Here is a 23,699-nt window from a genome sequence, read left to right on the forward strand (position 1 = left end):
AAGCCGGCTCGTTTCTTCTGTGTCTCGGGCTGTTTTACGGGCGGCTGCTGAGCGGTCGAATGAGTTTGCGGGACTTCCACAAAACCTACGGGTGGTCGTCTCATCGAGATCCGGCTTCGCCGGATAAGTCCCTGCCTCGGTAGGGCATCATCCGCGGGAGATCCGCCCGGCTTCGCCTCCGGGAACCACGGATCGCACCGCGACCTGTCACTGCCCGTCCGTCCGTGCCTAGGCAGCCCGGCGATGGGCACTCATTGGGAGAAGTCCCATGGCGAAGAAGATCACGGGCTACGTGAAGCTTCAGGTCCCGGCCGGCGCCGCCAACCCGTCGCCGCCGATCGGCCCCGCGCTCGGTCAGCGCGGCCTCAACATCATGGAATTCTGCAAGGCCTTCAACGCGAAGACCGCGCAGATGGAGAAGGGCACCCCGATCCCGGTGATCATCACCGCGTATCAGGACCGCTCCTTCACCTTCGAGATGAAGCAGCCCCCGGTCACCTTCTTCCTGAAGAAGGCGGTGGGCCTGAAGATCGGCAAGAAGCCGGCCTCCGGCTCCAAGACCCCGGGCAAGGGCCCGACCGTCGGCAAGATCACCGAAGCCCAGCTTCGCGAGATCGCCGAGAAGAAGATGCCCGACCTGAACTGCGACTCCGTCGATGCGGCGGTCGCGATGATCCGTGGCTCCGCGCGAGCCATGGGCCTCGAAGTCGTCGCGTAAGGGAGGGCGATATGGCACGCGAAGGAAAGCGCATCCGCGCCGCCCGCGAGGGTCTGGAGCCGATGAAGCTCTACGCCATCGACGAGGCGATCAAGCTGGTGAAGTCGAAGGCTTCGGCCAAGTTCGACGAGACCGTCGAGATCTCGATGAATCTCGGCGTCGATCCGCGCCACGCCGACCAGATGGTCCGCGGCGTCTGCAACCTGCCGAACGGCTCCGGCCGGACGGTCCGCGTGGCGGTCTTCGCCCGCGGCGCCAAGGCGGACGACGCCCGCGCAGCGGGTGCCGATATCGTCGGCGCCGAGGATCTCCTCGAGATCGTCCAGGGCGGCAAGATCGAGTTCGATCGCTGCATCGCGACCCCGGACCTGATGCCGCTCGTCGGCCGTCTCGGTAAGGTGCTGGGCCCGCGCGGCCTGATGCCGAACCCGAAGGTCGGCACCGTCACCATGGACGTGAAGGGCGCCGTTGCCGCCGCCAAGGGCGGCGCGGTCGAGTTCCGCGTCGAGAAGGCCGGCATCATCCACGCCGGCATCGGCAAGGTGTCCTTCGATGAGCAGAAGCTCGTCGAGAACATCAAGGCCTTCGCCGACGCGGTCGCCAAGGCGAAGCCCACGGGCGCCAAGGGCACCTACATCCAGCGCATCGCCGTCACCTCGACGATGGGCCCGGGTGTGAAGGTCGAGCCGTCCACGGTTCTGACCGCGTAAGCGATCGTCCGCGGGGACGTTGTTTGGAGGAGCGCCCGGCCGAAAGGTCGGGCGCTTTTCTTTTGGCTGCGGCGTTTTTTTCGATGACCCGTCCGTCGCGTGCGCACCCCCCTCTCCGCGCGCGGGGAGAGGGGATCCCAGCGGCACTCGGGTGGAAGATCACTCCCCCGCCACCCCCTCCAACGCCAGCCTCAGGTGCCGCGGCCCCCGCAGCGAGGCGCCGGGCCGGTAGGGCGGCGGGTCCTCGGTCAGGGACACGCCCTTCAGGCGCCGCACGAGGCTGACCAGGGCCACCTCCGCCTCGATCCGCGCGAGCGGGGCGCCGACGCAGTAGTGCAGGCCGCCGCCGAAGCCGAGATGGCGGTTGTCGGGCCGGTCGGGATCGAAGCGGTCGGGGTCGGGAAAGCGGATCGGGTCGCGGTTGGCGGCGGCGAGCAGGAAAATCACCGGCGCATCCTTCGGGATCGTGATTCCGGCCACCGGAATGTCGGTGAGCGCCAGCCGGGTGCGGTAATGGACCGGCGGCTCGTAGCGCAGCAACTCCTCGATCAGGCGCGGCGCGGTCTCCGGCTCGGCGCGCAGGCGCTCGAGATGCTCGGGGAAGCGCAGCAGCGTCAGCATGCCGTTGGTGATCAGGTTCACCGTGGTCTCGTGGCCCGCCACCAGGAGCAGCACGGCGGTGGCGATCAGGTCGAAATCGTTCATCCCCTCCTTCTCGTTGGCGAGGTCGGAGAGGATGTCCTCTTGGCGGTCCTTGCGCTTCTCCTTGATCAGCCCCTGGAGGTAGTCGGCGATCTCGTTGAAGCAGACCTCGTTCTTGGCCTGATTCTCCTCGTCGCCGCGCTGGTTGGGCTCGAGTGCCGTGGCGAGCTGCGTCGCCCAGCCGTGGAACTGCGCCTCGTCCTCGGGAGGCACGCCGAGCAGCTCGCAGATCACGGTGACGGGGAGCGGATAGGAGAAGTCGTCGACGAGGTCGATGCGGGACTTGCCCTGCATCTTGCCGATCAGGTCGTCGGTGATCGCTTGTGTCTTCGCGCGCATGCCGCGCACCCGCTCGGGGGTGAAGCAGCGCATCACTTGGCCCCGCAGACGGTCGTGGTCGGGCGGGTCGCGGAAGATGAAGGGGCGATGCCGCTTGCGGATCTCGGCCCGCACCGGCCGCACCAGCAGGTCGGTGACGGGGTGCCCCGTCCAGCGGAATTTCTGCGGGTCGGGCAGGTCGTCCGAGCTGATGCGGGGATCGGAGATCAGCCGCGCCAGTTCGGCATGGGTGCTGACGACGTAGGTGCCGTCCGCCTGCCGCGCGACGGGGGCCTTTCGCAGCTCGGCGTAGAGCGGGTAGGGGTTCGCCCGGTTGGCGGGATCGAGGATCTGTTCGAACAGCGTGCTTCCGCTCACGGGACTATGGCTCCTGCACACGGATGCGGGGCTGATCGACGGCGTCCTCGATCGGCGGGAAGGGCGCGCGCTCGCGGATCGCGGCCTTGTAGGCGGGCAGCCAGCGGGCGCTGTCGATGGCGGCGGCGGCGACGGTGCGGCCCGCCTTGCCGAAGGCGGCCACGAGGCGCCGCTCCTCGAGCGAGCCGTGCACCACGGCGAGGGCGTCGGCGCCCTCGGTCAGGCCGACGAGCTTGATCGTCAGGCCGAATTGCTGCGACCAGAAATCCGGCAGGTGGTCGTGGCGGCGCATCGCCGATGCATCGCCCGCCAGCATGTTGGCGGCGGCGGTCTCGGCTTGCGCCCGGGCGTTGCCCCAGTGCTCGACCGCCACCAAGGCGTCGTCGTCGTACGGGTTCGGCCAGCGCGCCACGTCGCCCGCGGCGAACACGCCCTCGGCGACGCGGCCGTCATGGAGCAGGGCGCGGCAGAAGGCGTCGCAGCGCAGGCCCCCCGCGTCGGCTTCCAGCCCCGAGCCGTCGAGCCATTCGACGTTGCGCAGCGTGCCGATGGCGGCCACGAGGCAATCGGTCTCGATCCGCGCGCCGTCCTTCAGGGTCACGGCCGCGAGGCGGCCCGCTTGCCCCTCCATCCGCTCGATCTCGGATTCGAGGCGCAGATCGACACCCCTCTCGCGGGCGACCTCGCCGATCAGGCCGCCGAGGCGGGGGCCGAGCGCTGCAGCCAGCGGCACGGCATCGCGCACCAGCAGGGTGACCGGGATGTCGAGATCGCGGCAGGTCGAGGCCACCTCGAAGCCGATGAAGCCGCCGCCGACGAGGACGACGCGTTGCGGCTTGGTCCGCAGATGCGCGCCGAGCCGCTCGGCGTCGTCGCGGTCGCGCAGGGTGAAGACACCGGCGAGGCCCGCTTCCTCCGGGTTCGGCCAGGGCCGCGCCCGGGTTCCCGTGGCGATCAGCAGCCGATCGTAGGGCAGGCGGCTGCCGTCTTCGCATTCGACGGCGCGCCCGGTCAGGTCGAGCCGGGTCGCCGGGCGGCCGAGGCGGAACTCCGCGTTGAGGTCGGGATGACAGGGCAGGGTGGTGTCGGCGGAGTAGAGCCCGCGCAGCACCTGCTTGGAGAGCGGCGGCCGGTCATAGGGTCGATGACGCTCGGCGCCGACCAGGGTCAGGCTTCCGGCATAGCCCCGCTCACGCAGGGCATGGGCGGCAGCATGCCCCGCCAGCGAGGCGCCGACGATGACGATGCGTTCAGGGCGTGTCGTCACCGCGCCTCTCCGGCCGCCGCGTCGGCGGCATCGGGGTAGGCGGTGATCGCCCGCACCGGGCAGGCGTGGATGGCCCGCTCGATCTCGCCCCGTGCGGTCTCGTCCGGGGAGGGGTCGTAGACCAGCGCCTCCCTGCCATGCAGGGCGAAGTGCCCCGGCGCCGCGTAGATGCACTGCGCGTAGGCTTGGCAGCGGTTGAGATCCACGACGACCTTCATGGTGGGCGGCGATCCGGGCTTTCGGGGGGAGGAATGGGCCCGAGGATATGGACCCGGCTCCGTAGCTAGGGTGCGCAGGGCACCCCACCACGACGGCGTGACGACACGCCTCGAGCATCTCAAACGCATCGGAGGCGCGAGAAGATCAATTTCGTTTCACGGACCCGCAGGCTCAATGGTCCCCAGCGTGCGCCGCCCGAGTGCCCGCGCCTTGAGGCGCAGGGCCGGCTTCTCGACCGCGTACCAGGAGGCGGCGGCGACGAGCCCGGCGAGCAGGAGGGCCGGCGTCAGCAGGGCCAGGGCGGAGGCCGTGGGCCAGAGCGCGTGCAGGCTCTGCTGGATCGGCCAGCCGTAGAGATAGACCCCGTAGGAGAGGTCGGCCGGCGGATCGAGGGCGGGGCGGGCGAGCGGGGGCAGGAAGGCGAGCCAGATCGCCGCGTAGCTCTCGCCGAGGAAGAGCAGCGTCCGGGCGGGGGCGTAGCCCTGCAACAGGAGGCCCGCGGCCAGGACGAGCAGCGGCCAGGGCGTGAGGCGAAAGGAATCGCGCCAGAGGTAGAGGCAGGCCCCGGCGGCGAAGATCAGCGGCAGGCGCAGGGCCGTCTCGGTGCCCTTGGACATCTCGGGCCGGACCACTTCGAGCACCGCCAGCGACAGGGCCAGGGCCGCAGTGAGCGCCGGCACGGCCCAGCGCCGCCGCAGGAGCCCGAAAAGCCCGATGGCGAGGACGCCGGCGTAGCAGATCGTCTCGTATTTCAGGGTCCAGACCGTGCCGAGCGGGCTGCGGAAGGGGTTGGCCTCGAAGAGGCCGGGCAGGCTGGCGTTGCTCTTGAAGGACAGGAGCGTGCCGCGCACGAAGCGCCACAGTTCCGGTGAGGCGTAGTACTCGGTGAGCGGCAGCCGGGTGAGGGCGCCGCCGAGCAGCAGCGAGACCGCCAGGGTCGCGGCGACGAGGCCCGGCAGAATGCGCAAGCTCCGGGCGACGACGTAGTCGCGCCAGCCGCGCCGATCGTAGCTCATGGTGACGAGGAAGCCCGAGACGGCGAAGAAGCCGTTCACCGCGTGCTCGCCCAGCGAAAAGCCGGTGGCGCGGGCCAACGGCTCGTCGAGTGCGTGGCCGGAGACGACGCTGAAGGCGTGGCTGACCACCACCATCAGGGCCAGTGCCAGGCGCAGACCCGAGAAGGCGTTGTGCGGGCGCGCCAGTGCCTCCGCGATGGTGGGGCCGGACAGGACGCCGCTCACGGTGCCAATCCTTCGCGGGTCAGCGCACTCTGCCCGCGCAGGGCGGCGAGCGCGCCGGCCGCCGAGCCGCCGTAGCGTTCCAGCCCCGAGCGCCGGAAGGCGAGGGCGGAGAGCGCCGCCTTCGGCGCGTTCGTCGCCAGCATTCCGGGGCTCGGATCGGGCAGGCCGTATTTCCGCGAGACGTAGGCCCGCGACCACGCCTGATGCCAGCGCGTACGAAAAACCCGGCCCGGCGCCGGGGCCGAGGAGCGCCCTCGCCCGTGCAGCGCCACCGCGCCGTGGACGTGGATCAGGGCGCGCCCCGCATCGGCCACCCGGCGGCAGAGGTCGTCGTCCTCGTAGAACAGGAAGATGTTCTCATCAAAGCCGCCGAGGTCGAGGAAGAAGGCCCGCTCGATCATCAGGCAGGCGCCCGACAGGAACGGCGCGCAGGCGTCGCCCTCGGGGAGATCACGCCGGCCCTTCGGATTGGTGAGGTAGGGCGCGAGCAGCGAGCGCGGCTGGTAGAAGAAGCGCCCGTCCGGCTCATGGATGCGCGGCGCCAGGAGGCCGGCGTCAGACCAGGCCTGCGCCGCGGCCAGCAGGGCGGCGGCGGCGCCCGGTTGCAGCACGAGATCGGGATTGAGGATGAGAACGTGCCGGGCCCCCTCGGCGGCGCGCACGCCGATGTTGTTGGCCCGCCCGTAGCCCTCGTTGCGGGGATGGGCGATCACCCGCGCGCCGTCGGCCCGCGCCATCGCCACCGAGCCGTCGCGGCTGGCATTGTCGACCACGATCGCCGGGATGCTTTCGCGCGCGAGCGCCGCGAGGCAGGCGGGCAGGGCATCCGCGCTGTCGTGGCTGACGACGATGGCGGTGAGGGGAGTGGGATGGGGCGGCATCAGGTCCTGCGCGGCTTCCCTCCCCTTCGGTGGCGGGTGGCCCCGAAGGGGGCGGGCGAGGGGAGCGCCGCTTCCGACAAAGCGGAACCGGGCCCTCACCCGCCTGCTCCGCAGGCACCCTCCCCCGCGGCGGGAGAGGGTTTAGGCGCTACGCCTTCTTCTCGGGCAGGTTGAGCCGGATGTGCAGCTCGCGCAGCTGCTTGGCCGTCGCCTCGGCGGGCGCGCCCATCATCAGGTCTTCGGCGCGCTGGTTCATCGGGAACAGCACGACCTCGCGGATGTTCGGCTCCTCGCACAGCAGCATGACGATGCGGTCGACACCCGGCGCGATGCCGCCGTGCGGCGGGGCGCCGAGGCGCAGGGCGTTCAGCATGCCGCCGAACTTCTCCTCCAGCACGTCCTTGCCGTAGCCGGCGATGGCAAAGGCCTTCTCCATCACGTCGGGGCGATGGTTCCGGATCGCGCCCGAGGACAGCTCGATGCCGTTGCAGACGATGTCGTACTGGAACGCCTTGATCCCAAGGATTTCTTGGGAGTCTTCCTCGCCTAAGGCGAGGAATGCGTCGCGATCGTAGTTCGGCATCGAGAACGGGTTGTGGGAGAAGTCGATCTTCTTGTCTTCTTCGTTCCACTCGTACATCGGGAAATCGACGACCCAGCAGAAGGCGAACTGGTCCGTGTCGGAGAGCTTCAGCTCGTCGCCGATGCGGATGCGCGCCTTGCCCGCGAGCGCGGCCGCCTTCGCCTCGGTGCCGGCGGCGAAGAACACGGCGTCGCCCGCCTTGGCCCCGGCCTTCTCGGCGATCCGTGCCTGGATCGCGGCGGGGATGAACTTGGCGATCGGTCCCTTGCCGGTGAGCGCCCCGCCCTCTTCCTCGAACACGATGTAGCCGAGCCCCGGCGCGCCTTCCGAGCGGGCCCAGTCGTTCAGCTTGTCGAAGAACGAGCGCGGCTGACCAGCGGCGCCGGTGGCGGGGATGGCGCGCACCACGCCGCCCGACTTGATGACGCCCTTGAACGCCTTGAACTCCACCGCGTCGTCGGCGAATTCGTCGGTGACGTCGGCGATGATCAGCGGGTTGCGCAGGTCCGGCTTGTCGACGCCGTATTTGAGCATCGCGTCGGCGTAGGTGATGCGCGGGAATTCCCCCGTCACGCGCTTGCCGCCGGCGAACTCCTCGAACACGCCGCGCAGCACCGGCTCCACCGCCTGGAACACGTCCTCCTGCGTGACGAAGCTCATCTCGATGTCGAGCTGATAGAACTCGCCCGGCGAACGGTCGGCGCGGGCGTCCTCGTCGCGGAAGCAGGGGGCGATCTGGAAGTAGCGGTCGAAGCCCGCGATCATCGTGAGCTGCTTGAACTGCTGCGGCGCCTGCGGCAGCGCGTAGAACTTGCCCGGATGGACGCGGGACGGCACGAGGTAGTCGCGCGCGCCCTCCGGCGAGGAGGCGGTCAGGATCGGCGTCTGGAACTCGAAGAAACCGCCCTCGCGCATGCGGCGGCGGAGCGAATCCACGATCGCGCCGCGCTTCATGATGTTGGCGTGCAGCTTCTCCCGGCGCAGATCGAGGAAGCGGTACTTGAGCCGGGTCTCTTCCGGGTATTCCTGGTCGCCGAAGACGGGCAGCGGCAGCTCGCCCGCCGGCCCGAGCACTTCGAGGTCATCGATGTAGACCTCGACCGCGCCGGTCGGCAGTTCCGGGTTCTCGGTGCCGGCGGGCCGGGTGCGCACGCGGCCGTCGATGCGGATCACCCACTCGGAGCGGGCGGTCTCGGCGGCCTTGAAGGCCTTCGAGTCGGAATCGATCACGCACTGCGTCAGGCCGTAATGGTCGCGCAGGTCGATGAAGAGCACGCCGCCATGGTCGCGGATGCGGTGGCACCAGCCGGACAGGCGGACGGTCTGCCCGACATCGGACGGGCGGATCGCCCCGCAGGTATGGGTACGGTAACGGTGCATGGCGGGCTCTTGAGAATGAGCCGGCACCATTCACGGGAGGCGTTTCAAGTCAAGGTGAGGGCCGGCTTGCCGTGCCCCTTGCCGTGCCCCTACTCCGCGGCGGCCAGCGTCACCTCGGGCACCGGCACGCCGATGTCGCGCAGCAGCTCGGCGTCGGCATCCGCCTCGTTGTTGGCGGTGGTGAGCAGGCGCTCGCCGTAGAAGATCGAGTTGGCCCCGGCGAGGAAGCACAGGATCTGCGCCTCGCGGGTCAGGCTCTTGCGGCCGGCGCTGAGGCGCACGCGGGCCTTGGGCATGACGATGCGGGCGGTGGCGCACATCCGCACGAGGTCGAGCGGATCGATCGGCGGCCGGTCTTCCAGCGGCGTGCCCTCGACGGCGACGAGCGCGTTGATCGGCACGCTTTCCGGGTGCGGGGCGTGGTTGGCGAGCACGAGCAGCATCTCGGCCCGGTCGCGCACCTGCTCGCCCATCCCGACGATGCCGCCGCAGCAGACGCCGATGCCGGCCTGCCGGACATGCTCCAGGGTCTGGAGCCGGTCGTCGTAGGTGCGGGTCGAGATGATGTCGCCGTAGAATTCCGGGCCGGTGTCGAGGTTGTGGTTGTAGGAGGTGAGCCCCGCCTCCGCGAGGCGCTGGGCTTGGGCTTGGGTCAGCATGCCGAGCGTGACACAGGCCTCCATGCCGAGCCCGCGCACGCCGCGCACCATCTCCAGCACCGCGTCGAAGTCCGGCCCATCCTTGGGCTTGCGCCACGCCGCGCCCATGCAGAAGCGGTGCGCCCCGTTGGCCTTGGCCGCGGCGGCCTCCTTCAGCACGGCGTCCACCGGCATCAGCCGCTCGCGGGGCAGGTTCGCGCCCTTGTGATGGGCCGATTGCGGGCAATAGGCGCAATCCTCGGGGCAGCCGCCGGTCTTGATCGACAGAAGCGCCGCCCGCTGGATGTCGGCGGGGTCGTTGTGCGCCCGGTGCACGACGCCCGCCCGATGCACGAGATCGAGCAGCGGCATGTCGTGGATCGCCTGGATCTCGGCGAGCGTCCAATCATGCCGGATGGCGGCGGAAGCCGAGGAGGCCGAGGAGGCGGTGAGGGAGACTACGGTGTCGCTCATGCGCCTCTTTGAGAGCGAAGGCGGGGGAAAAATCAAGCCTTGCCGCGGGAGAGCCCGGTCGCGAAGCGCCCGGCAAGCGTAGCGCTCTGCCCTGTTTTCAGCAGGCATGGGCGTCGATCGCCGCGTAAGCTTGACCGCTATTGCATCCACAAGCAGCATCATCGAAGAAACGCAGGCTTTAAGCGAGTCCTCTGATGTTCCCGGCCGATCGTCTGATCCTCGCAACGGCACTCGCGCTGCTCTGCCCGTGGGCGGCGCAGGCCGAGTCGCTCTGCGAGCGCGCCGTGCTGCCATTCCGTGCCATGGTAGCGGCCCTCAAAGCAGAGCCGGGCGCCCAGGTGCTGCGGGACAACGGCTCGGTCATCGAGATCGAGGACCCGAAGCACTTTATCATCTGGACGCTCTTCGAGTCCCGCGGCGATCAACCGGACGCCTATATCTGCCGAAGGGTCGTGCAGGAGGGCGGGCAGGTGAAGATTCAGATGTCGGCCGCGTGCGCCGGACGGACCCTGAACTGCGACGGCCTGATCGGCCGCATCCTCTTGGAGCAAAACCGCGCGATGGCCCCGTTGCGCCGGTGACCGGTCCGCGGAGGGTGTCAAAGTGCCTCACAAAACTCCCGATCACCCATCGGCCCCCTCTGGGCACGGCGGCGCAGCGGAGTTTTGTTGAGAGGCACTCAGAACGGCACCCCGGCCCGCCGCATCCGGGCTGCGCGAAGAAGGCCCCATCCGCCTCAAAGCCCGTACGGCGCAACGGATCCGCGGCGGAGGCGACGGGCAGGCCGGGGCCGCCGAGGAAGACGACCGAGCCTTCTGCCGGGAGCAAGCCTCGTCGGGCCCCGTTGGAGAAGCCTGTGCCGTGCGTCAGTTCGTCGGTTCACCGGCGGCGACCTTGGCGGTCCAGTCGTCGAAGGCCACGACGCGCTGGCGCTGCTCGCCGAGGCCGTCGATGCGCAGCACCATCTCGTCGTCGCTCCTGAGGTAGCGCGGCGGCTTCATGCCGAGGCCGACGCCCGGCGGGGTGCCGGTGGTGATGACGTCGCCGGGCTCCAGCATCATGAAGTGCGAGACGTAGGCGACGATCTGCGCCACGTCGAAGATCATCGTCGCGGTCGAGCCCGTCTGCATCCGCCGGCCGTTGAGATCGAGGCTCATCGAGAGGTTCTTCAGGTCCGGGATCTCGTCGAGGGTGACGAGCCAGGGGCCGAGCGGGCCGAAGGTCGGGCAGCCCTTGCCCTTGGTCCAGGTGCCGCCGCGCTCCATCTGGAATTCGCGCTCGGACAGGTCGTTGCAGATGCACACGCCCGCCACGTAGCGCAGCGCCTCGTTGGCGTGGACATAGGAGGCGCGGACGCCGATCACCACGGCGAGTTCCACCTCCCAATCGGTCTTGGCCGAGGCTTTGGGCAGGATCACCGTGTCGTTGGGGCCGACGATGCAGGAGGGCGCCTTGTTGAAGATGATGGGCTCGGCCGGGATCGCGGCCCCGGTCTCGGCAGCGTGGTCGGCGTAGTTCAGGCCGATCGCCACGAAGTTGCGGGTGCCGCCGACGCAGGGGCCGAGGCGGGTGCCGGGCGGCAGCAGCGGCAGGCTTTCGGGGTCGATCCGCGCGAGCCGGTCGAGCGATTCCCGTGAGAGGCCCGGTCCGGCAATATCGCGCAGGGTTCCCGACAGGTCGCGCAAGCCTCCCTTCGCGTCCACGAGACCCGGCTTCTCGTCACCGCTCGCGCCGTGCCGGATCAACTTCATCGTCGGCGTCTCCGTCTTGCTCGAGGCTCTCCCAGGGGTGCGAGAGCATGGCCGCGACCGATCCGGGGTGCAAGCGGCACCGTGCCGCCGCATTCAACGCACGGGCACGGGGATGCCCCTGGTTCCGTGACATAAATTCATCAATTGATATATAACTCAGTTTTCGGTTTTCTCCCCTCTGGACCGAATGCGCGCGATCCTCTTCCATCACGGACGGGACTTGGGTCGCTAAGAAACCGCTTCGGAGAAGAGCAATGACAGGGGGGACGATCCGCGCGCTCGGGCTCGCGGGAGCCGTCGCGGCGGTTTCGATGACGGGCGCGGGCGGAGCGCAGGCCGGTGCCTTCGGCCTGCGCGAGCAGAGTGCACAGGGGTTGGGCCTCGCCTTCGCGGGTGCGGCGTCGGGCGGGGCGGGCGTCTCGTCGATCTTCTGGAACCCGGCGACGGTGACGATGCGGCCGGGCTTTGCCAGCGAGCAGAGCCTGAGCTTCATCAACCTGTCGGGGGAGATCACGCCGACGGTGGGGACCGCGCCGGGCCTGCTGCCCTTCGGCGCCTCCGGCGAGGTCGGGCAGGGCGCCGTGGTGCCCTCGGGCGCCACCTCCTACCAGCTCACCGACCGTCTCTGGGTCGGCATCCAGACCGGCGCGCCCTACGGCCTCGTCACCAAGCCGCGCCAGGATTGGGCCGGCTCGGTCTATTCCCGCTCCTCGCGGATCTTCTCGCTGGCCTTCAACCCGGTGGTCGGCTTCAAGGTCAACGACTGGCTGTCCGTCGCCGCCGGCCCGAGCATCGAGTATTTCCGCCTGACCCTGCGCGCGGCCGTGCCGGTGTCCGGCACCTTCCCGGGCCTCTACCCGTCGGGCTTCGTCAAGGGCGAGTCCTGGGGCGTGGGCTTCACCGCCGGTGTCCTGGTCACCCCCGCCGCCGGCACGGCGATCGGCGTCGGCTACCGCTCCTCGGTCCACCACGACATCGAGGGCTCGATCGGCTTCCCCGACCCGCGGCAGGCCATCGCCCTGGGGCAGGTGCGGGCCAACCTCAATACGCCCGAGAAGGTCAGCGTCGGCCTGACCCAGGCGATCAACCCGGTCACCCGGATCAATCTCGGCTTCGAGTGGGACAACTGGTCGAGGCTCGGCGACGTCGGCATCGTCTCGCGGGCGCTGGGCGTGACGGTCAACCACCTGCCGCTCAACTTCAAGGACTCGTTCTTCTACTCGATCGGTGCCGAGTACGACTGGTCGCCGAACCTGACCCTGCGGGCCGGCTTCGGCTACGACAACGGGCCGATCGACTTCTCGAACCGCTCGGCGCGCCTGCCCGACAGCGACCGCTACGTCGTCTCGATCGGCGGCAGCTATCGCTGGAGCGACACGGTGCTGCTGACGGCCAGCTACGCCCACGCCTTCTTCGACCGCGGCCTTCTCCTGGCGGGCCCCGGCCGCGACTACAACATCGGCAACATCCCGCTCGCGGCCTCGACCGACATCAGCGCCGACGTCGTCTCGGTCGGGTTCCGCTACCAGTGGGATGCCCCCGCTGCCGTCGCCCCGACCCCGCTGGTGCGCAAGTTCTGATCGCCTGAGCGCCTGATCGGCCACGACACGCCCCACGCCAGACTGGCGCGGGGCGTTCCGATTCTAGAGCATCGTCCCGAAAGGTGGCCTCCGGCTTTCGAAAAAATGATGCGAAAACAAGAGGCTAGAGCATCGTCCTGGATTTGATTTCCAGCACGATGCTCTCAGAGGCGAGCCGGACCGGCTCTGCGGGAGCCGCCTCCCGTTCGACACGATCAAGGTCGATCGGTCCTTCCTGCGCCGCCTCGGGCAGCGCGCGGACGCCCCGACGATCGTGCGCGCGCTCACCCCTCTCGGGCACGATCTCGGCCTCAGGGTCACGGTCGAAGGTGTGGAGACGCAAGAGCCGCTCGCGGTTCTGCGCGAGCTCGGCTGCGACCAGAGGCAGGGCTACCTGTTCGCCCGGCCCGCTCCGATGACGAGCCTGTCGGAGACCGGCCGCTCGGATCGGGAACGGGCGTGGCTGCGGGCCTTGTTCTCGGACGAGGCCGCCCGGGCCTGCGCGTGACGGATGGGCGGACACGCGGTCCGCCCATTCGATCGGGGCTTTGCCTCGGGAGGCGAGGACGAGGGCCCCCTGCCGGAAGGCCCCGGAAACGCTCAGGCCGCTTCCCGCTCCGGCGCCAAGCGGCGGCGGGCGTTCTCCCACCAGCTCCGTTCGCGCTGCGCCTCCGCTTCCGCCGCCTTGGCGGCGTAGAAGGAAGCGTTGTGCTCGCCGCGCAGCGCCTCACGGGTGAAGCGGATCAGGTGATGGGCGACGAAGCCCATGTTGAACACCGCTTCGATCTGCCCGCGCTTCAGCGCGTGGCCCGCCGCCCGCCAGAACGGCCGGCGGTAATCGGAGAACAGCCCCACCCGCGTGATGATGTTGAAGCCGAGGATCAGGCCCCGGCGCAGGTTGGTGACCGTGAGCTTGCCCTTCGTCGGGGTGACGATGCGGTTGCCGTAGGTCACGTCGCACTGGTGCTTGAAGCGCTCGAACAGGTGCTCGGGGGCGTAGGCATGGGCGATGGCCCGGCGCCAGGAACTCACCACCGTGTCGTGCGGGCGCTTGAACAGCACGTTCGATTCCAGGCTCGCATCGTGCAGGAGCCGGCCCTCGCGTTGCAGCCGGTCCCAGAGCGGCGTCTTGGGCAGTGCCTGGAGTAGGTTGATCGTCAGCACCGGGATCGCGGACTTGTCGATGAAGTCGATCAGGTTCTGCTCGGACTTGTCTGAATCCGAGTCGAGGCCGAGGATGATGCCCGAGGTCACCTCCAGCCCGTAGCTGTTGAGCGTCTCGATCGCCTCGTACATCGGGACGGCGGCGTTGTGGGTCTTGTCGATGCCCTTGAGCGCGTCGGCCTCCGGCGTCTCGATGCCGACGAACACCGTCATGAAGTTGGCCTGCCGCATCAGCTCGAGGATCTCGGGCTGCTTGGCCATGTTCAGCGTCGCCTCGCAGGCGAACTGGAGCGGGTAGTTGTTCTTCTTCTGCCATTCCACGAGATGCGGCAGCATCTCGCGGGTCGCCTTGCGGTTGGCGATGAAGTTGTCGTCGACGAAGTAGACCACCGCCGGGTGGCCCGGCTGGCTGATGATCGCGTCGAGTTCGGCGCACATCTGCTCCGGGCTCTTCAACCGCGGCTGGCGGCCGTAGAGCTGCGGGATGTCGCAGAACTCGCAGCGATAGGGGCAGCCCGAGGAGAACTGGAGCGAGCCGATCAGATAGCGCTTGAGCGGCGCGGCCTCGTAGGCCGGGGCCGGGAAGTCGGACAGGGCCAGCCGCTCCGTGGTGTCGAGCACGACCTGCGCCGCCGGCCGCGACAGGTCGCGGTCGAGGATCGCGATGAGGCGGTCGGTGGCGTCGCCGATCTCGCCGACATGCAGATAGTCGAAGTCCGGGTACTTCTCCGGGGCGCCCGACACCGAGGGTCCGCCGAGCGCCGCGACCTTGCCGGCGGCATGCGCCCGCCGGCCAATATCGTGGATCTGGCCCTCCTGGATATGCATGCCCGAGACGAACACGGCATCGGCCCAGGCAAAGTCCTTGGCCGAGGCGGGCCGGATGTTCTCGTCAACGAAGCGGCATTCCCAGGTCTCGGGCATGTAGGCCGCGATCAGCAGGAGCCCCTGGGGCGGCATGAACGCCTTCACGCCGCCCATCAGCGGGTAGGCGTGGGAGAACGTCCCGAAGGACGGCGTGTAGGCGGGGAAGACGCACAGGATGCGCCGACGGGAGGAGATGGGAAGAGAACAACGCATGATGCCTATCTAGCACAGCCCGCCGCGTTGGCGTCCCCTCTTTGACGCGACACGATGCATGTCGGCCCGTGCTTTCGGCCCCCGATAGGAGGCCCGGCCGCAGGACGGGCGCGTGTCCGCCGCGCCGGCCCCGCCTCCCGGTGACGAGATCCGGACGATGCGGCCTTCAGGACGCAGCCGGGCCATGAAGCGGCTCCGGCGGCGGCATGCAGCGGGTGCATGCGGAAGGCCGCTCGATCCCGTGGGGTCCGTGCCCGCCGACCCTTGCCCGTGACGATGCCGCCTCTCGCCGCCGCGATCGTGCGGCGCTCACGCAATCTGTCCTGGTAAACGGTCATCGAAAAGGCTGGTCAATCGCAGTGGCGCAATGATACAATAAACCACAACATGACGTCACTTTTATGACAGAATAAACTTGCAAATATAGGGATTATACGGAGGATTCGGACGTAATATAAGTAATGCGTCTGATATATCCTCACGTTTTGTCGAGAATTACTTTTAATCCTTCCAGTCCGGTGCTATCGGCCAAGCATGGCTGTGGGACGCGCCGCCAGGATCGCTAAGCGATTGAGCCGACTAACGACTTCGCCGGCTTCCACGCCTTCCCGGGCGTGCAGGGCGAGGACGGCCTGTTCGGCTGACGGGGACGCGTGCCGCGCTTGACGATGTGTCACCGAAGGCTGCGCGCATTCCGGCACAACACGGCGACCGTCATCGCGCCGGCCCGGATTGCGGCATAGGGGTTCGAGAGATGAAAAGACGTCTTCTGGCCGCGCTGCTCTTATCGAGTGCCCTGGTGCTGCCGGGCGCGCAGGCTCAGGCTCAGACCGTCGCGGAGCTGCAGCGGCAGATCAACGAGCTCAAGGCGATGATCAAGGCGCAGGCGGAGGCGCAGGGCAGGGGCCCCCGGCGCGGCGCGGCCGTCGCCACGCGGCCGGCGAACGCCCGCACCACCGATGCTGGCACCTTCCCCGCCGCCGGCCGGCCGATCGAATCCGCCGTGGCGCAGCCGGCCGCGCCCGGCCCGGTTCCGCACCGCTTCGCCATCGACGAGCCGGAGACGTGGTACGACGCGCTGGTGCCGCCCTCGCCCGAGCTGCTCGCGGATGATCCCCGCCACGCGGGCCGGCCCAAGACCTGGTTCGAGCGCCTGTCGCTGCGCGGCTACACGCAGTTGCGCGGCAACGAGTTCCTGTCCGGCGACGACACCGCGCCGGCCGGCATCTCGCGCCTGCGCTCGGTCCACGACAGCGGCATCACCGACCGCAACAACTTCACCTTCCGCCGGGTGCGCCTGATCCTCCAGGGCGACATCCACGAGCGGGTGTTCCTCTACATCCAGCCCGACTTCGCGGTGAACGTCGGGAACCAGGCCGGCACCGAGTCGCGCCAGCACTTCACCCAGCTGCGCGACGCCTATGCCGACGTCTTCCTCGACGACGAGCGCCGCACCCGCCTGCGCTTCGGCCAGCAGAAGGTGCCCTATGGCTGGGAAAACCTGCAATCCTCGCAGAACCGCCTGACGCTCGACCGCTCCGACGCGATCAACAGCGCCGTGCCGGGCGAGCGCGACATCGGCATCACCTACTACTACACGCCCTGGCACGTGCAGCGCATCTGGGACCGGCTCGCCAAGGGCGGCCAGAAGCTGTTCGGCAATTACGGCGCTTTCGGCGTCGGCATCTACAACGGCCAGACCATCAACCGGGTCGAGGCCAACAACGACCTGATGACGGTGGTGATGGCGACCTGGCCGTTCGAACTCGACGGGCTCGGCGAGGTGTTCAAGGGGCAGGTGCTGGAGGTCGGCGGCTCGGCCTACCGCAACCGCTTCCGGCCTGAAACGACCTTCGGCACCACCACCACTTTGGGCAACTCCTTCGACGACGAGCGCGTCGGCCTGCACGCGATCCTGTACCCGCAGCCCTTCGGCCTCCAGGGCGAGTGGAACTGGGGCCGTGGCCCCGAATGGGATCCCGTCACCCGGGCCGTGCAGACCAAGGCGCTGCAGGGCGGCTACGTCCAGGCGATGTACAAGGTCGACCATTCGCCGGTCGGCCCGTTCATGCCCTACATCCGCTGGCAGACCTACGACGGCGGCTGGAAGGTCGGGACGAACGCGCCGCGCCTCGACACCGACGAACTGGAGCTCGGCATCGAGTTCCAGCCGATCAAGTCGGTGGAGCTCACCCTGGCCTACGCCAACATGAAGCGCCGCGAGGCCAGCAGCAGCCGCGTCGGCCGGGCCGAGGGCGACCTGTTCCGCGGACAGCTCCAGATCAACTACTGATCCCGGAGCGGGGCTCGAGCGAGCCGTCCCGGGCGGTCCGAGGCTCAGGCCTCGGACCGCTTCGACAGCAGCGAAGCGCGGCTTGCGCCCTTCCCGCCCTCGCTGTCCGGGTTGCGCAGCTCGCGCATCCCGGGCAGGTGGCCGTCCACGAGGAACACGAACACCACCAGAGCCAACAACACCTTCGAGGCCATCGCCCGCGAGATCCCCTGCTTTTGTGCGCTGCGGTGTAAGGCCGCCGCGCTGGGGCCGGGATGCGCTGGCGCACATGGGCTCCGCGCCGCGGCGGACGCGGCGGGGGCAGAGTCAAGGATCGGTTAAGGCGGGGGCGTGCCTCCGGTCGGGGCCCATGCCCGCCCGCGCTCGCTCGTGCCTCGTCTGCATCCTTCGTCTGCATCCTTGCCTGCGACGGAAAAGTCGCATTGCGGGACTTGGCAGGCGGCTTGCACGCCGCTATAGACCGCGCTCCACGATTTCAACCATTGAAAGGGATCGGCCAATCGGTCGGTTTCCATTCGAGATGCCGTTCGGGCAACCGGACGGTGATGGCCGGGATGGTCTTGGAGCTTCTGCTCCGAGCGCCGTTTCCGGCTATGTCCTGTCCGAGACTGCAGGCGCCGGGCGACCGGCTTAATCGGCGACAGCCTGCACAGACGGGGAAGACCGAATTTCTCTACGTCTTCCTCCGGGGCCGTCAGGCGCCGGCGGGAGACCTCGGTTTGAACCAATCTCACCCGCGAGGGGCCCCTGCGGCGCTTCAAAGGGACAGGGCCGTGAGACGTCGTCCGCGACGGTTCCGGCTTCTACGCCGAGATCCGTTCCGGGCGGCAAGTGCAACCGGCGGGCCTGTCTCAGGTTCCGCCAACCGGAGAGAGCACAGTGGACCGGACAGCTAAAGCTGATCTCGTCTCGACGCTCAACGGCGTGTTCAACGCGAACGCCGTCGTCGTCGTGGCCCACTACAAAGGCCTCACGGTCGCCGACATGCAGAAGCTGCGCTCGCAGATGAAGCAGGCCGGCGCCACCGTGAAGGTCGCCAAGAACCGGCTCGCCAGCATCGCTCTCGATGGCACGGACGTCGCCTCCATCAAGCCCCTCCTGAAGGGCCCGACCCTGCTCGCTTATTCCAGCGATCCGGTTGCGGCCGCCAAGGTTGCGGTGGACTTCGCCAAGACGAACGACAAGCTCGTGATTCTCGGCGGCGCCATGGGAACGACTGCCCTGAACCCGGACGGCGTGAAGGCGCTCGCCTCGCTCCCGTCCCTCGACGAACTGCGCGCCAAGCTCGTGGGCCTCATCCAGGCTCCCGCGACCAAGGTCGCCCAGGTCGTCAACGCGCCGGCGGCCAAGCTCGCCCGCGTGTTCGGGGCCTATGCCAAGAAGGACGAGGCGGCCTGAGCCGTTTCTCCCCCATAAACCGACCCGTTCAAACCGATACACCAAAGGAACACGCACATGGCTGATCTCGCCAAGATCGTCGAGGACCTCTCCTCGCTGACCGTTCTCGAGGCCGCCGAGCTCGCCAAGCTCCTCGAAGAGAAGTGGGGCGTCTCGGCTGCCGCCGCCGTCGCCGTCGCCGCTGGCCCGGCCGCCGGTGCTGGCGCTGCCGCCGTCGAAGAGCAGACCGAGTTCACGGTCGTTCTCGCCGGCGCCGGCGACAAGAAGATCGAGGTCATCAAGGAGGTCCGCGCGATCACCGGCCTCGGCCTCAAGGAAGCCAAGGACCTCGTCGAGGGCGCGCCCAAGCCCGTCAAGGAAGGCGCGACCAAGGACGAGGCCGAGAAGCTCAAGGCCCAGCTCGAGAAGGCCGGCGCCAAGGTCGAGCTCAAGTAAGCCGCCGATGGGCCGGGACCGGCCCATCGCATCCGGCGCACGCTCCTCGGGGCTGCGCCGGCCAGACGCCCGCGGGCTCCGGCTCGCGGGCTAACGCTGCTTCGGGCGGCCGTCGTTCCTGAAGGCAGGAATGGGCGGCGAACGGAGACGAATTCGGTTCGGGTGGGCTGATCGTCCGGCGGGACGGCCCTTCGGGCCCGGTGATGGGAGGCGGTCCGCCTTCCCCGGGCACCCTACGCTGAGGTGGTGGAGCGAGGTCTCATGGCCAATACGCTGGTCGGTCGCAAGCGCATTCGCAAGTTCTTCGGTAAGATCCGGGAAGTCGCCGAGATGCCGAACCTCATCGAGGTTCAAAAGGCGTCCTACGACCAGTTCCTGATGGTGGACGAGCCCGAGGGCGGGCGGGCCGACGAGGGCCTGCAGAGCGTCTTCAAGTCGGTCTTCCCGATCTCCGACTTCGCCTCGACGGCGCTGCTCGAGTTCGTGCGGTACACCTTCGAACAGCCGAAATACGACGTCGACGAGTGCCGCCAGCGCGGCATCACCTTCGCGGCCCCGCTCAAGGTGACGCTGCGGCTCATCGTGTTCGATGTGGACCCCGATACCGGCGCCAAGTCCGTCAAGGACATCAAGGAGCAGGATGTCTACATGGGCGACATGCCGCTCATGACGGATAACGGCACCTTCATCGTCAACGGCACCGAGCGCGTCATCGTCTCGCAGATGCACCGCTCCCCGGGCGTGTTCTTCGACCACGACAAGGGCAAGACGCACTCGTCCGGCAAGCTGCTGTTTGCCGCCCGCATCATCCCCTACCGGGGCTCCTGGCTCGACGTCGAGTTCGACGCCAAGGACATCGTGCACGTCCGCATCGACCGCAAGCGCAAGCTGCCGGTCACCTCGCTGCTGTTTGCGCTCGGCCTCGACGGCGAAGAGATCCTCTCGACCTTCTACAACCGTGTCGCCTACCAGCGTGACGGGGCGGATTGGCGCGTGCCGTTCGACGCCGAGCGCCTCAAGGGCTTCAAGGCCTCGGTCGATCTCGTCGACGCCGATTCCGGCGAGGTCGTGCTGGAGGCGGGCAAGAAGCTCAACGCCCGCAACGCGCGTCTGATCGGCGAGAAGGGCACCAAGTTCCTGCGCGCCGCGGACGAGGATCTGATCGGCCAGTACATCGCCGAAGACCTCGTCAACATGAAGACGGGCGAGATCTGGGCCGAGGCCGGCGACGAGATCTCCGAAAAGCTCCTCAAGAGCCTCGACGATGTCGGTGTCACCGAACTGCCCGTGCTCGACATCGATCACGTCAATGTCGGCCCCTACATCCGCAACACGCTTGCCGTGGACAAGAACTCCGCCCGCGAAGGCGCGCTGTTCGACATCTACCGCGTGATGCGCCCCGGCGAGCCGCCGACGCTCGACACGGCGGAAGCGATGTTCCACTCGCTGTTCTTCGATTCCGAGCGCTACGACCTCTCGGCGGTCGGCCGCGTGAAGATGAACATGCGCCTCGACCTCGACGCCGCCGACACCGTGCGGACGCTGCGGCGCGAGGACATGCTCGCGGTCGTCAAGGCGCTCGTGGATCTCCGCGACGGCAAGGGCGAGATCGACGACATCGACCACCTCGGCAACCGCCGTGTCCGCTCGGTCGGCGAGCTGATGGAGAACCAGTACCGTCTGGGCCTCCTGCGGATGGAGCGCGCCATCAAGGAGCGCATGTCCTCGGTCGATATCGACACGGTGATGCCGCAGGACCTCATCAACGCGAAGCCCGCCGCGGCGGCGGTGCGCGAGTTCTTCGGCTCGTCGCAGCTCTCGCAGTTCATGGACCAGACCAACCCGCTCTCGGAAGTGACGCACAAGCGCCGCCTCTCGGCGCTTGGCCCGGGCGGTCTGACCCGCGAGCGCGCCGGCTTCGAGGTGCGCGACGTGCATCCGACCCATTACGGCCGCATCTGCCCGATCGAGACCCCGGAAGGCCCGAATATCGGCCTGATCAACTCGCTGGCGACCTTCGCCCGCGTGAACAAGTACGGCTTCATCGAGACGCCGTTCCGCCGGGTGAAGGACGGTGTGGTGACCGACGAGGTCGCCTACCTCTCCGCCATGGAAGAGGCGAAGTACTACGTCGCCCAGGCCAATGCCGGCATGGACGAGGGCCGCAAGCTGACGGACGACCTCGTGGTCTGCCGCCGCGCGGGTGAAGTCATCGTGGTCGCCCCCGACCGCGTCGATCTCATGGACGTGTCGCCGAAGCAGCTTGTGTCGGTCGCCGCGGCGCTGATCCCGTTCCTCGAGAACGACGACGCCAACCGCGCGCTGATGGGCTCGAACATGCAGCGCCAGGCGGTGCCGCTGGTTCGCGCCGACGCGCCCTTCGTCGGCACCGGCATGGAGGCCGTGGTCGCCCGCGATTCCGGCGCCGCCATTGCCGCGCGCCGCTCCGGCATCGTCGATCAGGTGGACGCCACCCGTATCGTCATCCGCGCCTCGGAGGAGACCGACCCGACCAAGCCCGGCGTCGACATCTACCGCCTGCAGAAGTTCCAGCGCTCGAACCAGTCGACCTGCATCACGCAGAAGCCGCTGGTGCGCGTCGGCGAGCCGGTGAAGAAGGGCGAGATCATCGCCGACGGACCGTCCACCGAGTTCGGCGAGCTCGCGCTCGGCCGCAACGTGCTCGTCGCGTTCATGCCGTGGAACGGCTACAACTTCGAGGACTCGATCCTGCTCTCCGAGCGGATCGTGAAGGATGACGTGTTCACCTCGATCCACATCGAGGAATTCGAGGTGATGGCCCGCGACACCAAGCTGGGTCCGGAGGAGATCACCCGCGACATCCCGAACGTCTCGGAAGAGGCGCTCAAGAACCTCGACGAGGCCGGCATCGTCTATATCGGCGCCGAGGTGCATGCCGGCGACATCCTCGTCGGCAAGATCACGCCGAAGGGCGAGAGCCCGATGACGCCGGAGGAGAAGCTCCTGCGCGCCATCTTCGGCGAGAAGGCCTCGGACGTGCGCGACACCTCGCTCCGGGTTCCCCCGGGCGTGACCGGCACGATCGTCGAGGTTCGGGTGTTCAACCGCCACGGCGTCGACAAGGACGAGCGCGCCCAGGCGATCGAGCGCGAGGAGATCGAGCGTCTCGCCAAGGACCGCGACGACGAGCAGACGATCCTCGACCGCAACACCTATGCCCGCTTGGCCGAGGTGCTGATCGGTCAGTCGCCGATCGCCGGTCCGAAGGGCTTCCGCAAGGACACCACGCTGACCCGCGAGATCATCAGCGAGTATCCCCGCTCGCAATGGTGGCAGTTCGCCGTCGTCGACGACCGTCTGATGACGGAAATCGAGGCGATGCAGAAGCAGTACGACGAGTCGAAGAAGCGCCTCGAGCAGCGCTTCCTCGACAAGGTCGAGAAGCTGCAGCGCGGCGACGAGCTTCCGCCCGGCGTCATGAAGATGGTCAAGGTCTTCGTGGCGGTGAAGCGCAAGATCCAGCCCGGCGACAAGATGGCCGGCCGCCACGGCAACAAGGGTGTCGTGTCGCGCATCGTGCCGATCGAGGACATGCCGTTCCTCGAAGACGGCACGCATGCCGACATCGTGCTCAACCCGCTCGGCGTGCCCTCGCGCATGAATGTCGGCCAGATCCTGGAAACCCATCTGGGCTGGGCGGCTGCGGGCTTGGGTCGCAAGGTCGCCAAGGCGGTCGATGCCTATCTGAAGAATCAGGACATCGCGCCGCTGCGGGCCGAGATGGAAGCGATCTACTCGCCGTCCGAGATCGAGGGGCTGTCCGACGAGGCTCTGGCCGAGGCGGGCAACAACGTGCGCCGCGGCGTGCCGATGGCCACCCCGGTGTTCAACGGCGCCAAGGAAGCCGATATCGAGACGATGCTGGAGATGGCCGGGCTCGACCGCTCGGCGCAGTCGACCCTCTACGACGGTCGCACCGGCGAGCCCTTCGACCGCAAGGTCACCATGGGCTACATCTACATGCTGAAGCTGCACCACCTCGTGGACGACAAGATCCACGCGCGCTCGATCGGCCCGTACTCGCTCGTCACCCAGCAGCCGCTGGGCGGCAAGGCGCAGTTCGGCGGTCAGCGCTTCGGTGAGATGGAGGTCTGGGCGCTGGAGGCCTACGGCGCGGCCTACACGCTGCAGGAGATGCTCACGGTGAAGTCGGACGACGTGGCCGGCCGCACCAAGGTCTACGAGGCGATCGTCCGCGGCGACGACACCTTCGAGGCCGGCATCCCCGAGAGCTTCAACGTGCTCGTCAAGGAGATGCGCTCGCTCGGCCTCAACGTCGAGCTCACCTCCTCCAAGCAGCAGCAGGCGGCCAACGACCAGATCGAGCCGCCGGCCGACGCCGCCGAGTAACGACCGCCATCACCTCCCGCGGCGGTGCCTTTCCCGAGGCCCCGCCGCGGTCGAGCAGGAAGGGGTGGGGCCTTCCCAAGCACGACGACGGCCAGCG

18 protein-coding genes and 1 pseudogene are annotated in these 23,699 nt (G+C 68.4%); 9 read left to right on the plus strand and 10 right to left on the minus strand.

Features of this window, described 5'->3' with window-relative positions:
* The first annotated feature begins 268 nt into the window (after window positions 1–268).
* Both rplK and rplA read left to right on the plus strand, forming a co-directional pair.
* Window positions 269–718, plus strand: coding sequence for a 50S ribosomal protein L11 (gene rplK, locus Y590_RS19275; protein WP_003597508.1), 450 nt, complete (start codon window positions 269–271; stop codon window positions 716–718).
* 11 nt (window positions 719–729) lie between these two features.
* Window positions 730–1,428: a 50S ribosomal protein L1 gene (gene rplA, locus Y590_RS19280; protein ID WP_060771259.1), complete on the plus strand. Its 699-nt coding sequence runs from the start codon at window positions 730–732 to the stop codon at window positions 1,426–1,428.
* Between the two features lie 159 nt (window positions 1,429–1,587).
* Here the strand turns inward: rplA and Y590_RS19285 are convergent, their stop codons facing one another.
* From Y590_RS19285 to bioB, 7 genes are all read right to left on the minus strand, one after another.
* On the minus strand, window positions 1,588–2,826 hold the full coding sequence (locus Y590_RS19285; RefSeq protein ID WP_060771260.1) for a cytochrome P450: 1,239 nt from the start codon (window positions 2,824–2,826) through the stop codon (window positions 1,588–1,590).
* Window positions 2,827–2,830: 4 nt separating this feature from the next.
* Window positions 2,831–4,093 carry an NAD(P)/FAD-dependent oxidoreductase gene (locus Y590_RS19290; RefSeq protein ID WP_060771261.1) on the minus strand — a complete coding sequence of 421 codons (1,263 nt, stop codon included), beginning with the start codon at window positions 4,091–4,093 and terminating at the stop codon, window positions 2,831–2,833.
* Window positions 4,090–4,311, minus strand: a complete 222-nt coding sequence (locus tag Y590_RS19295) for a ferredoxin (protein ID WP_003597514.1) — start codon at window positions 4,309–4,311, stop codon at window positions 4,090–4,092. Before Y590_RS19295 ends, Y590_RS19290 begins: the two co-directional genes overlap by 4 nt.
* 156 nt (window positions 4,312–4,467) lie before the next feature.
* Window positions 4,468–5,553 (minus strand): acyltransferase family protein, encoded by a 1,086-nt coding sequence (locus tag Y590_RS19300; protein ID WP_060771262.1) that lies wholly within the window; start codon window positions 5,551–5,553, stop codon window positions 4,468–4,470.
* Window positions 5,550–6,434, minus strand: coding sequence for a glycosyltransferase family 2 protein (locus tag Y590_RS19305; RefSeq protein WP_060771263.1), 885 nt, complete (start codon window positions 6,432–6,434; stop codon window positions 5,550–5,552). The genes Y590_RS19300 and Y590_RS19305 overlap by 4 nt, the downstream gene beginning before the upstream one ends.
* 148 nt (window positions 6,435–6,582) lie before the next feature.
* The gene (gene aspS / locus Y590_RS19310; protein ID WP_060772372.1) at window positions 6,583–8,397 is read right to left on the minus strand and encodes an aspartate--tRNA ligase; all 1,815 of its coding nucleotides are present in this window, start codon (window positions 8,395–8,397) and stop codon (window positions 6,583–6,585) included.
* Between the two features lie 89 nt (window positions 8,398–8,486).
* Window positions 8,487–9,509 carry a biotin synthase BioB gene (gene bioB, locus Y590_RS19315; RefSeq protein ID WP_060771264.1) on the minus strand — a complete coding sequence of 341 codons (1,023 nt, stop codon included), beginning with the start codon at window positions 9,507–9,509 and terminating at the stop codon, window positions 8,487–8,489.
* A gap of 194 nt (window positions 9,510–9,703) precedes the next feature.
* Between bioB and Y590_RS19320 the strand changes: the two genes are divergently transcribed.
* Window positions 9,704–10,090 (plus strand): hypothetical protein, encoded by a 387-nt coding sequence (locus Y590_RS19320; protein ID WP_060771265.1) that lies wholly within the window; start codon window positions 9,704–9,706, stop codon window positions 10,088–10,090.
* 285 nt (window positions 10,091–10,375) lie between these two features.
* On the opposite strand, the gene Y590_RS19325 is transcribed toward Y590_RS19320, so the two are convergent.
* Window positions 10,376–11,260, minus strand: coding sequence for a fumarylacetoacetate hydrolase family protein (locus Y590_RS19325; protein WP_060771266.1), 885 nt, complete (start codon window positions 11,258–11,260; stop codon window positions 10,376–10,378).
* A gap of 254 nt (window positions 11,261–11,514) precedes the next feature.
* Between Y590_RS19325 and Y590_RS19330 the strand changes: the two genes are divergently transcribed.
* On the plus strand, window positions 11,515–12,840 hold the full coding sequence (locus Y590_RS19330) for an OmpP1/FadL family transporter (RefSeq protein WP_060771267.1): 1,326 nt from the start codon (window positions 11,515–11,517) through the stop codon (window positions 12,838–12,840).
* A gap of 205 nt (window positions 12,841–13,045) precedes the next feature.
* A pseudogene (locus tag Y590_RS25965) lies at window positions 13,046–13,348 on the plus strand (EAL domain-containing protein); the annotation flags it as partial.
* Window positions 13,349–13,440: 92 nt separating this feature from the next.
* On the opposite strand, the gene Y590_RS19335 reads toward Y590_RS25965, so the two are convergent.
* On the minus strand, window positions 13,441–15,084 hold the full coding sequence (locus tag Y590_RS19335) for a B12-binding domain-containing radical SAM protein (RefSeq protein ID WP_060771268.1): 1,644 nt from the start codon (window positions 15,082–15,084) through the stop codon (window positions 13,441–13,443).
* 754 nt (window positions 15,085–15,838) lie between these two features.
* Here Y590_RS19335 and Y590_RS19340 point away from each other — a divergent pair.
* A complete protein-coding gene (locus tag Y590_RS19340) occupies window positions 15,839–17,377 on the plus strand; it encodes a porin (protein WP_060771269.1) in 1,539 nt (512 codons plus the stop codon).
* Window positions 17,378–17,421: 44 nt separating this feature from the next.
* On the opposite strand, the gene Y590_RS27065 is transcribed toward Y590_RS19340, so the two are convergent.
* On the minus strand, window positions 17,422–17,571 hold the full coding sequence (locus tag Y590_RS27065) for a hypothetical protein (protein WP_193763140.1): 150 nt from the start codon (window positions 17,569–17,571) through the stop codon (window positions 17,422–17,424).
* Between the two features lie 685 nt (window positions 17,572–18,256).
* Here Y590_RS27065 and rplJ point away from each other — a divergent pair.
* The 3 genes from rplJ (at window position 18,257) to rpoB (ending at window position 23,602) form a co-directional block, all read left to right on the plus strand.
* Complete coding sequence (gene rplJ, locus Y590_RS19345; RefSeq protein WP_003597538.1) at window positions 18,257–18,775, plus strand: 50S ribosomal protein L10; 519 nt, start codon at window positions 18,257–18,259, stop codon at window positions 18,773–18,775.
* Window positions 18,776–18,832: 57 nt separating this feature from the next.
* Complete coding sequence (rplL, locus tag Y590_RS19350; RefSeq protein ID WP_056200058.1) at window positions 18,833–19,210, plus strand: 50S ribosomal protein L7/L12; 378 nt, start codon at window positions 18,833–18,835, stop codon at window positions 19,208–19,210.
* Between the two features lie 261 nt (window positions 19,211–19,471).
* On the plus strand, window positions 19,472–23,602 hold the full coding sequence (gene rpoB / locus Y590_RS19355; RefSeq protein ID WP_060771270.1) for a DNA-directed RNA polymerase subunit beta: 4,131 nt from the start codon (window positions 19,472–19,474) through the stop codon (window positions 23,600–23,602).
* The last annotated feature ends 97 nt before the right edge of the window (window positions 23,603–23,699 follow it).

The organism is Methylobacterium sp. AMS5, from assembly GCF_001542815.1.
Taxonomy (GTDB): Bacteria; Pseudomonadota; Alphaproteobacteria; order Rhizobiales; family Beijerinckiaceae; genus Methylobacterium.

Bases quoted from the DNA above. Each gene is read 5' to 3' on its own strand.
- Y590_RS19335 (WP_060771268.1), bottom strand. From the start codon at position 15,084: ATGCGTTGTTCTCTTCCCATCTCCTCCCGTCGGCGCATCCTGTGCGTC.
- Y590_RS19320 (WP_060771265.1), top strand. From the start codon at position 9,704: ATGTTCCCGGCCGATCGTCTGATCCTCGCAACGGCACTCGCGCTGCTC.
- Y590_RS19295 (WP_003597514.1), bottom strand. From the start codon at position 4,311: ATGAAGGTCGTCGTGGATCTCAACCGCTGCCAAGCCTACGCGCAGTGC.
- rplA (WP_060771259.1), top strand. From the start codon at position 730: ATGGCACGCGAAGGAAAGCGCATCCGCGCCGCCCGCGAGGGTCTGGAG.
- rplK (WP_003597508.1), top strand. From the start codon at position 269: ATGGCGAAGAAGATCACGGGCTACGTGAAGCTTCAGGTCCCGGCCGGC.
- rpoB (WP_060771270.1), top strand. From the start codon at position 19,472: ATGGCCAATACGCTGGTCGGTCGCAAGCGCATTCGCAAGTTCTTCGGT.
- Y590_RS19340 (WP_060771269.1), top strand. From the start codon at position 15,839: ATGAAAAGACGTCTTCTGGCCGCGCTGCTCTTATCGAGTGCCCTGGTG.
- Y590_RS19325 (WP_060771266.1), bottom strand. From the start codon at position 11,260: ATGAAGTTGATCCGGCACGGCGCGAGCGGTGACGAGAAGCCGGGTCTC.
- Y590_RS19330 (WP_060771267.1), top strand. From the start codon at position 11,515: ATGACAGGGGGGACGATCCGCGCGCTCGGGCTCGCGGGAGCCGTCGCG.
- Y590_RS19305 (WP_060771263.1), bottom strand. From the start codon at position 6,434: ATGCCGCCCCATCCCACTCCCCTCACCGCCATCGTCGTCAGCCACGAC.
- rplL (WP_056200058.1), top strand. From the start codon at position 18,833: ATGGCTGATCTCGCCAAGATCGTCGAGGACCTCTCCTCGCTGACCGTT.
- Y590_RS27065 (WP_193763140.1), bottom strand. From the start codon at position 17,571: ATGGCCTCGAAGGTGTTGTTGGCTCTGGTGGTGTTCGTGTTCCTCGTG.
- bioB (WP_060771264.1), bottom strand. From the start codon at position 9,509: ATGAGCGACACCGTAGTCTCCCTCACCGCCTCCTCGGCCTCCTCGGCT.
- aspS (WP_060772372.1), bottom strand. From the start codon at position 8,397: ATGCACCGTTACCGTACCCATACCTGCGGGGCGATCCGCCCGTCCGAT.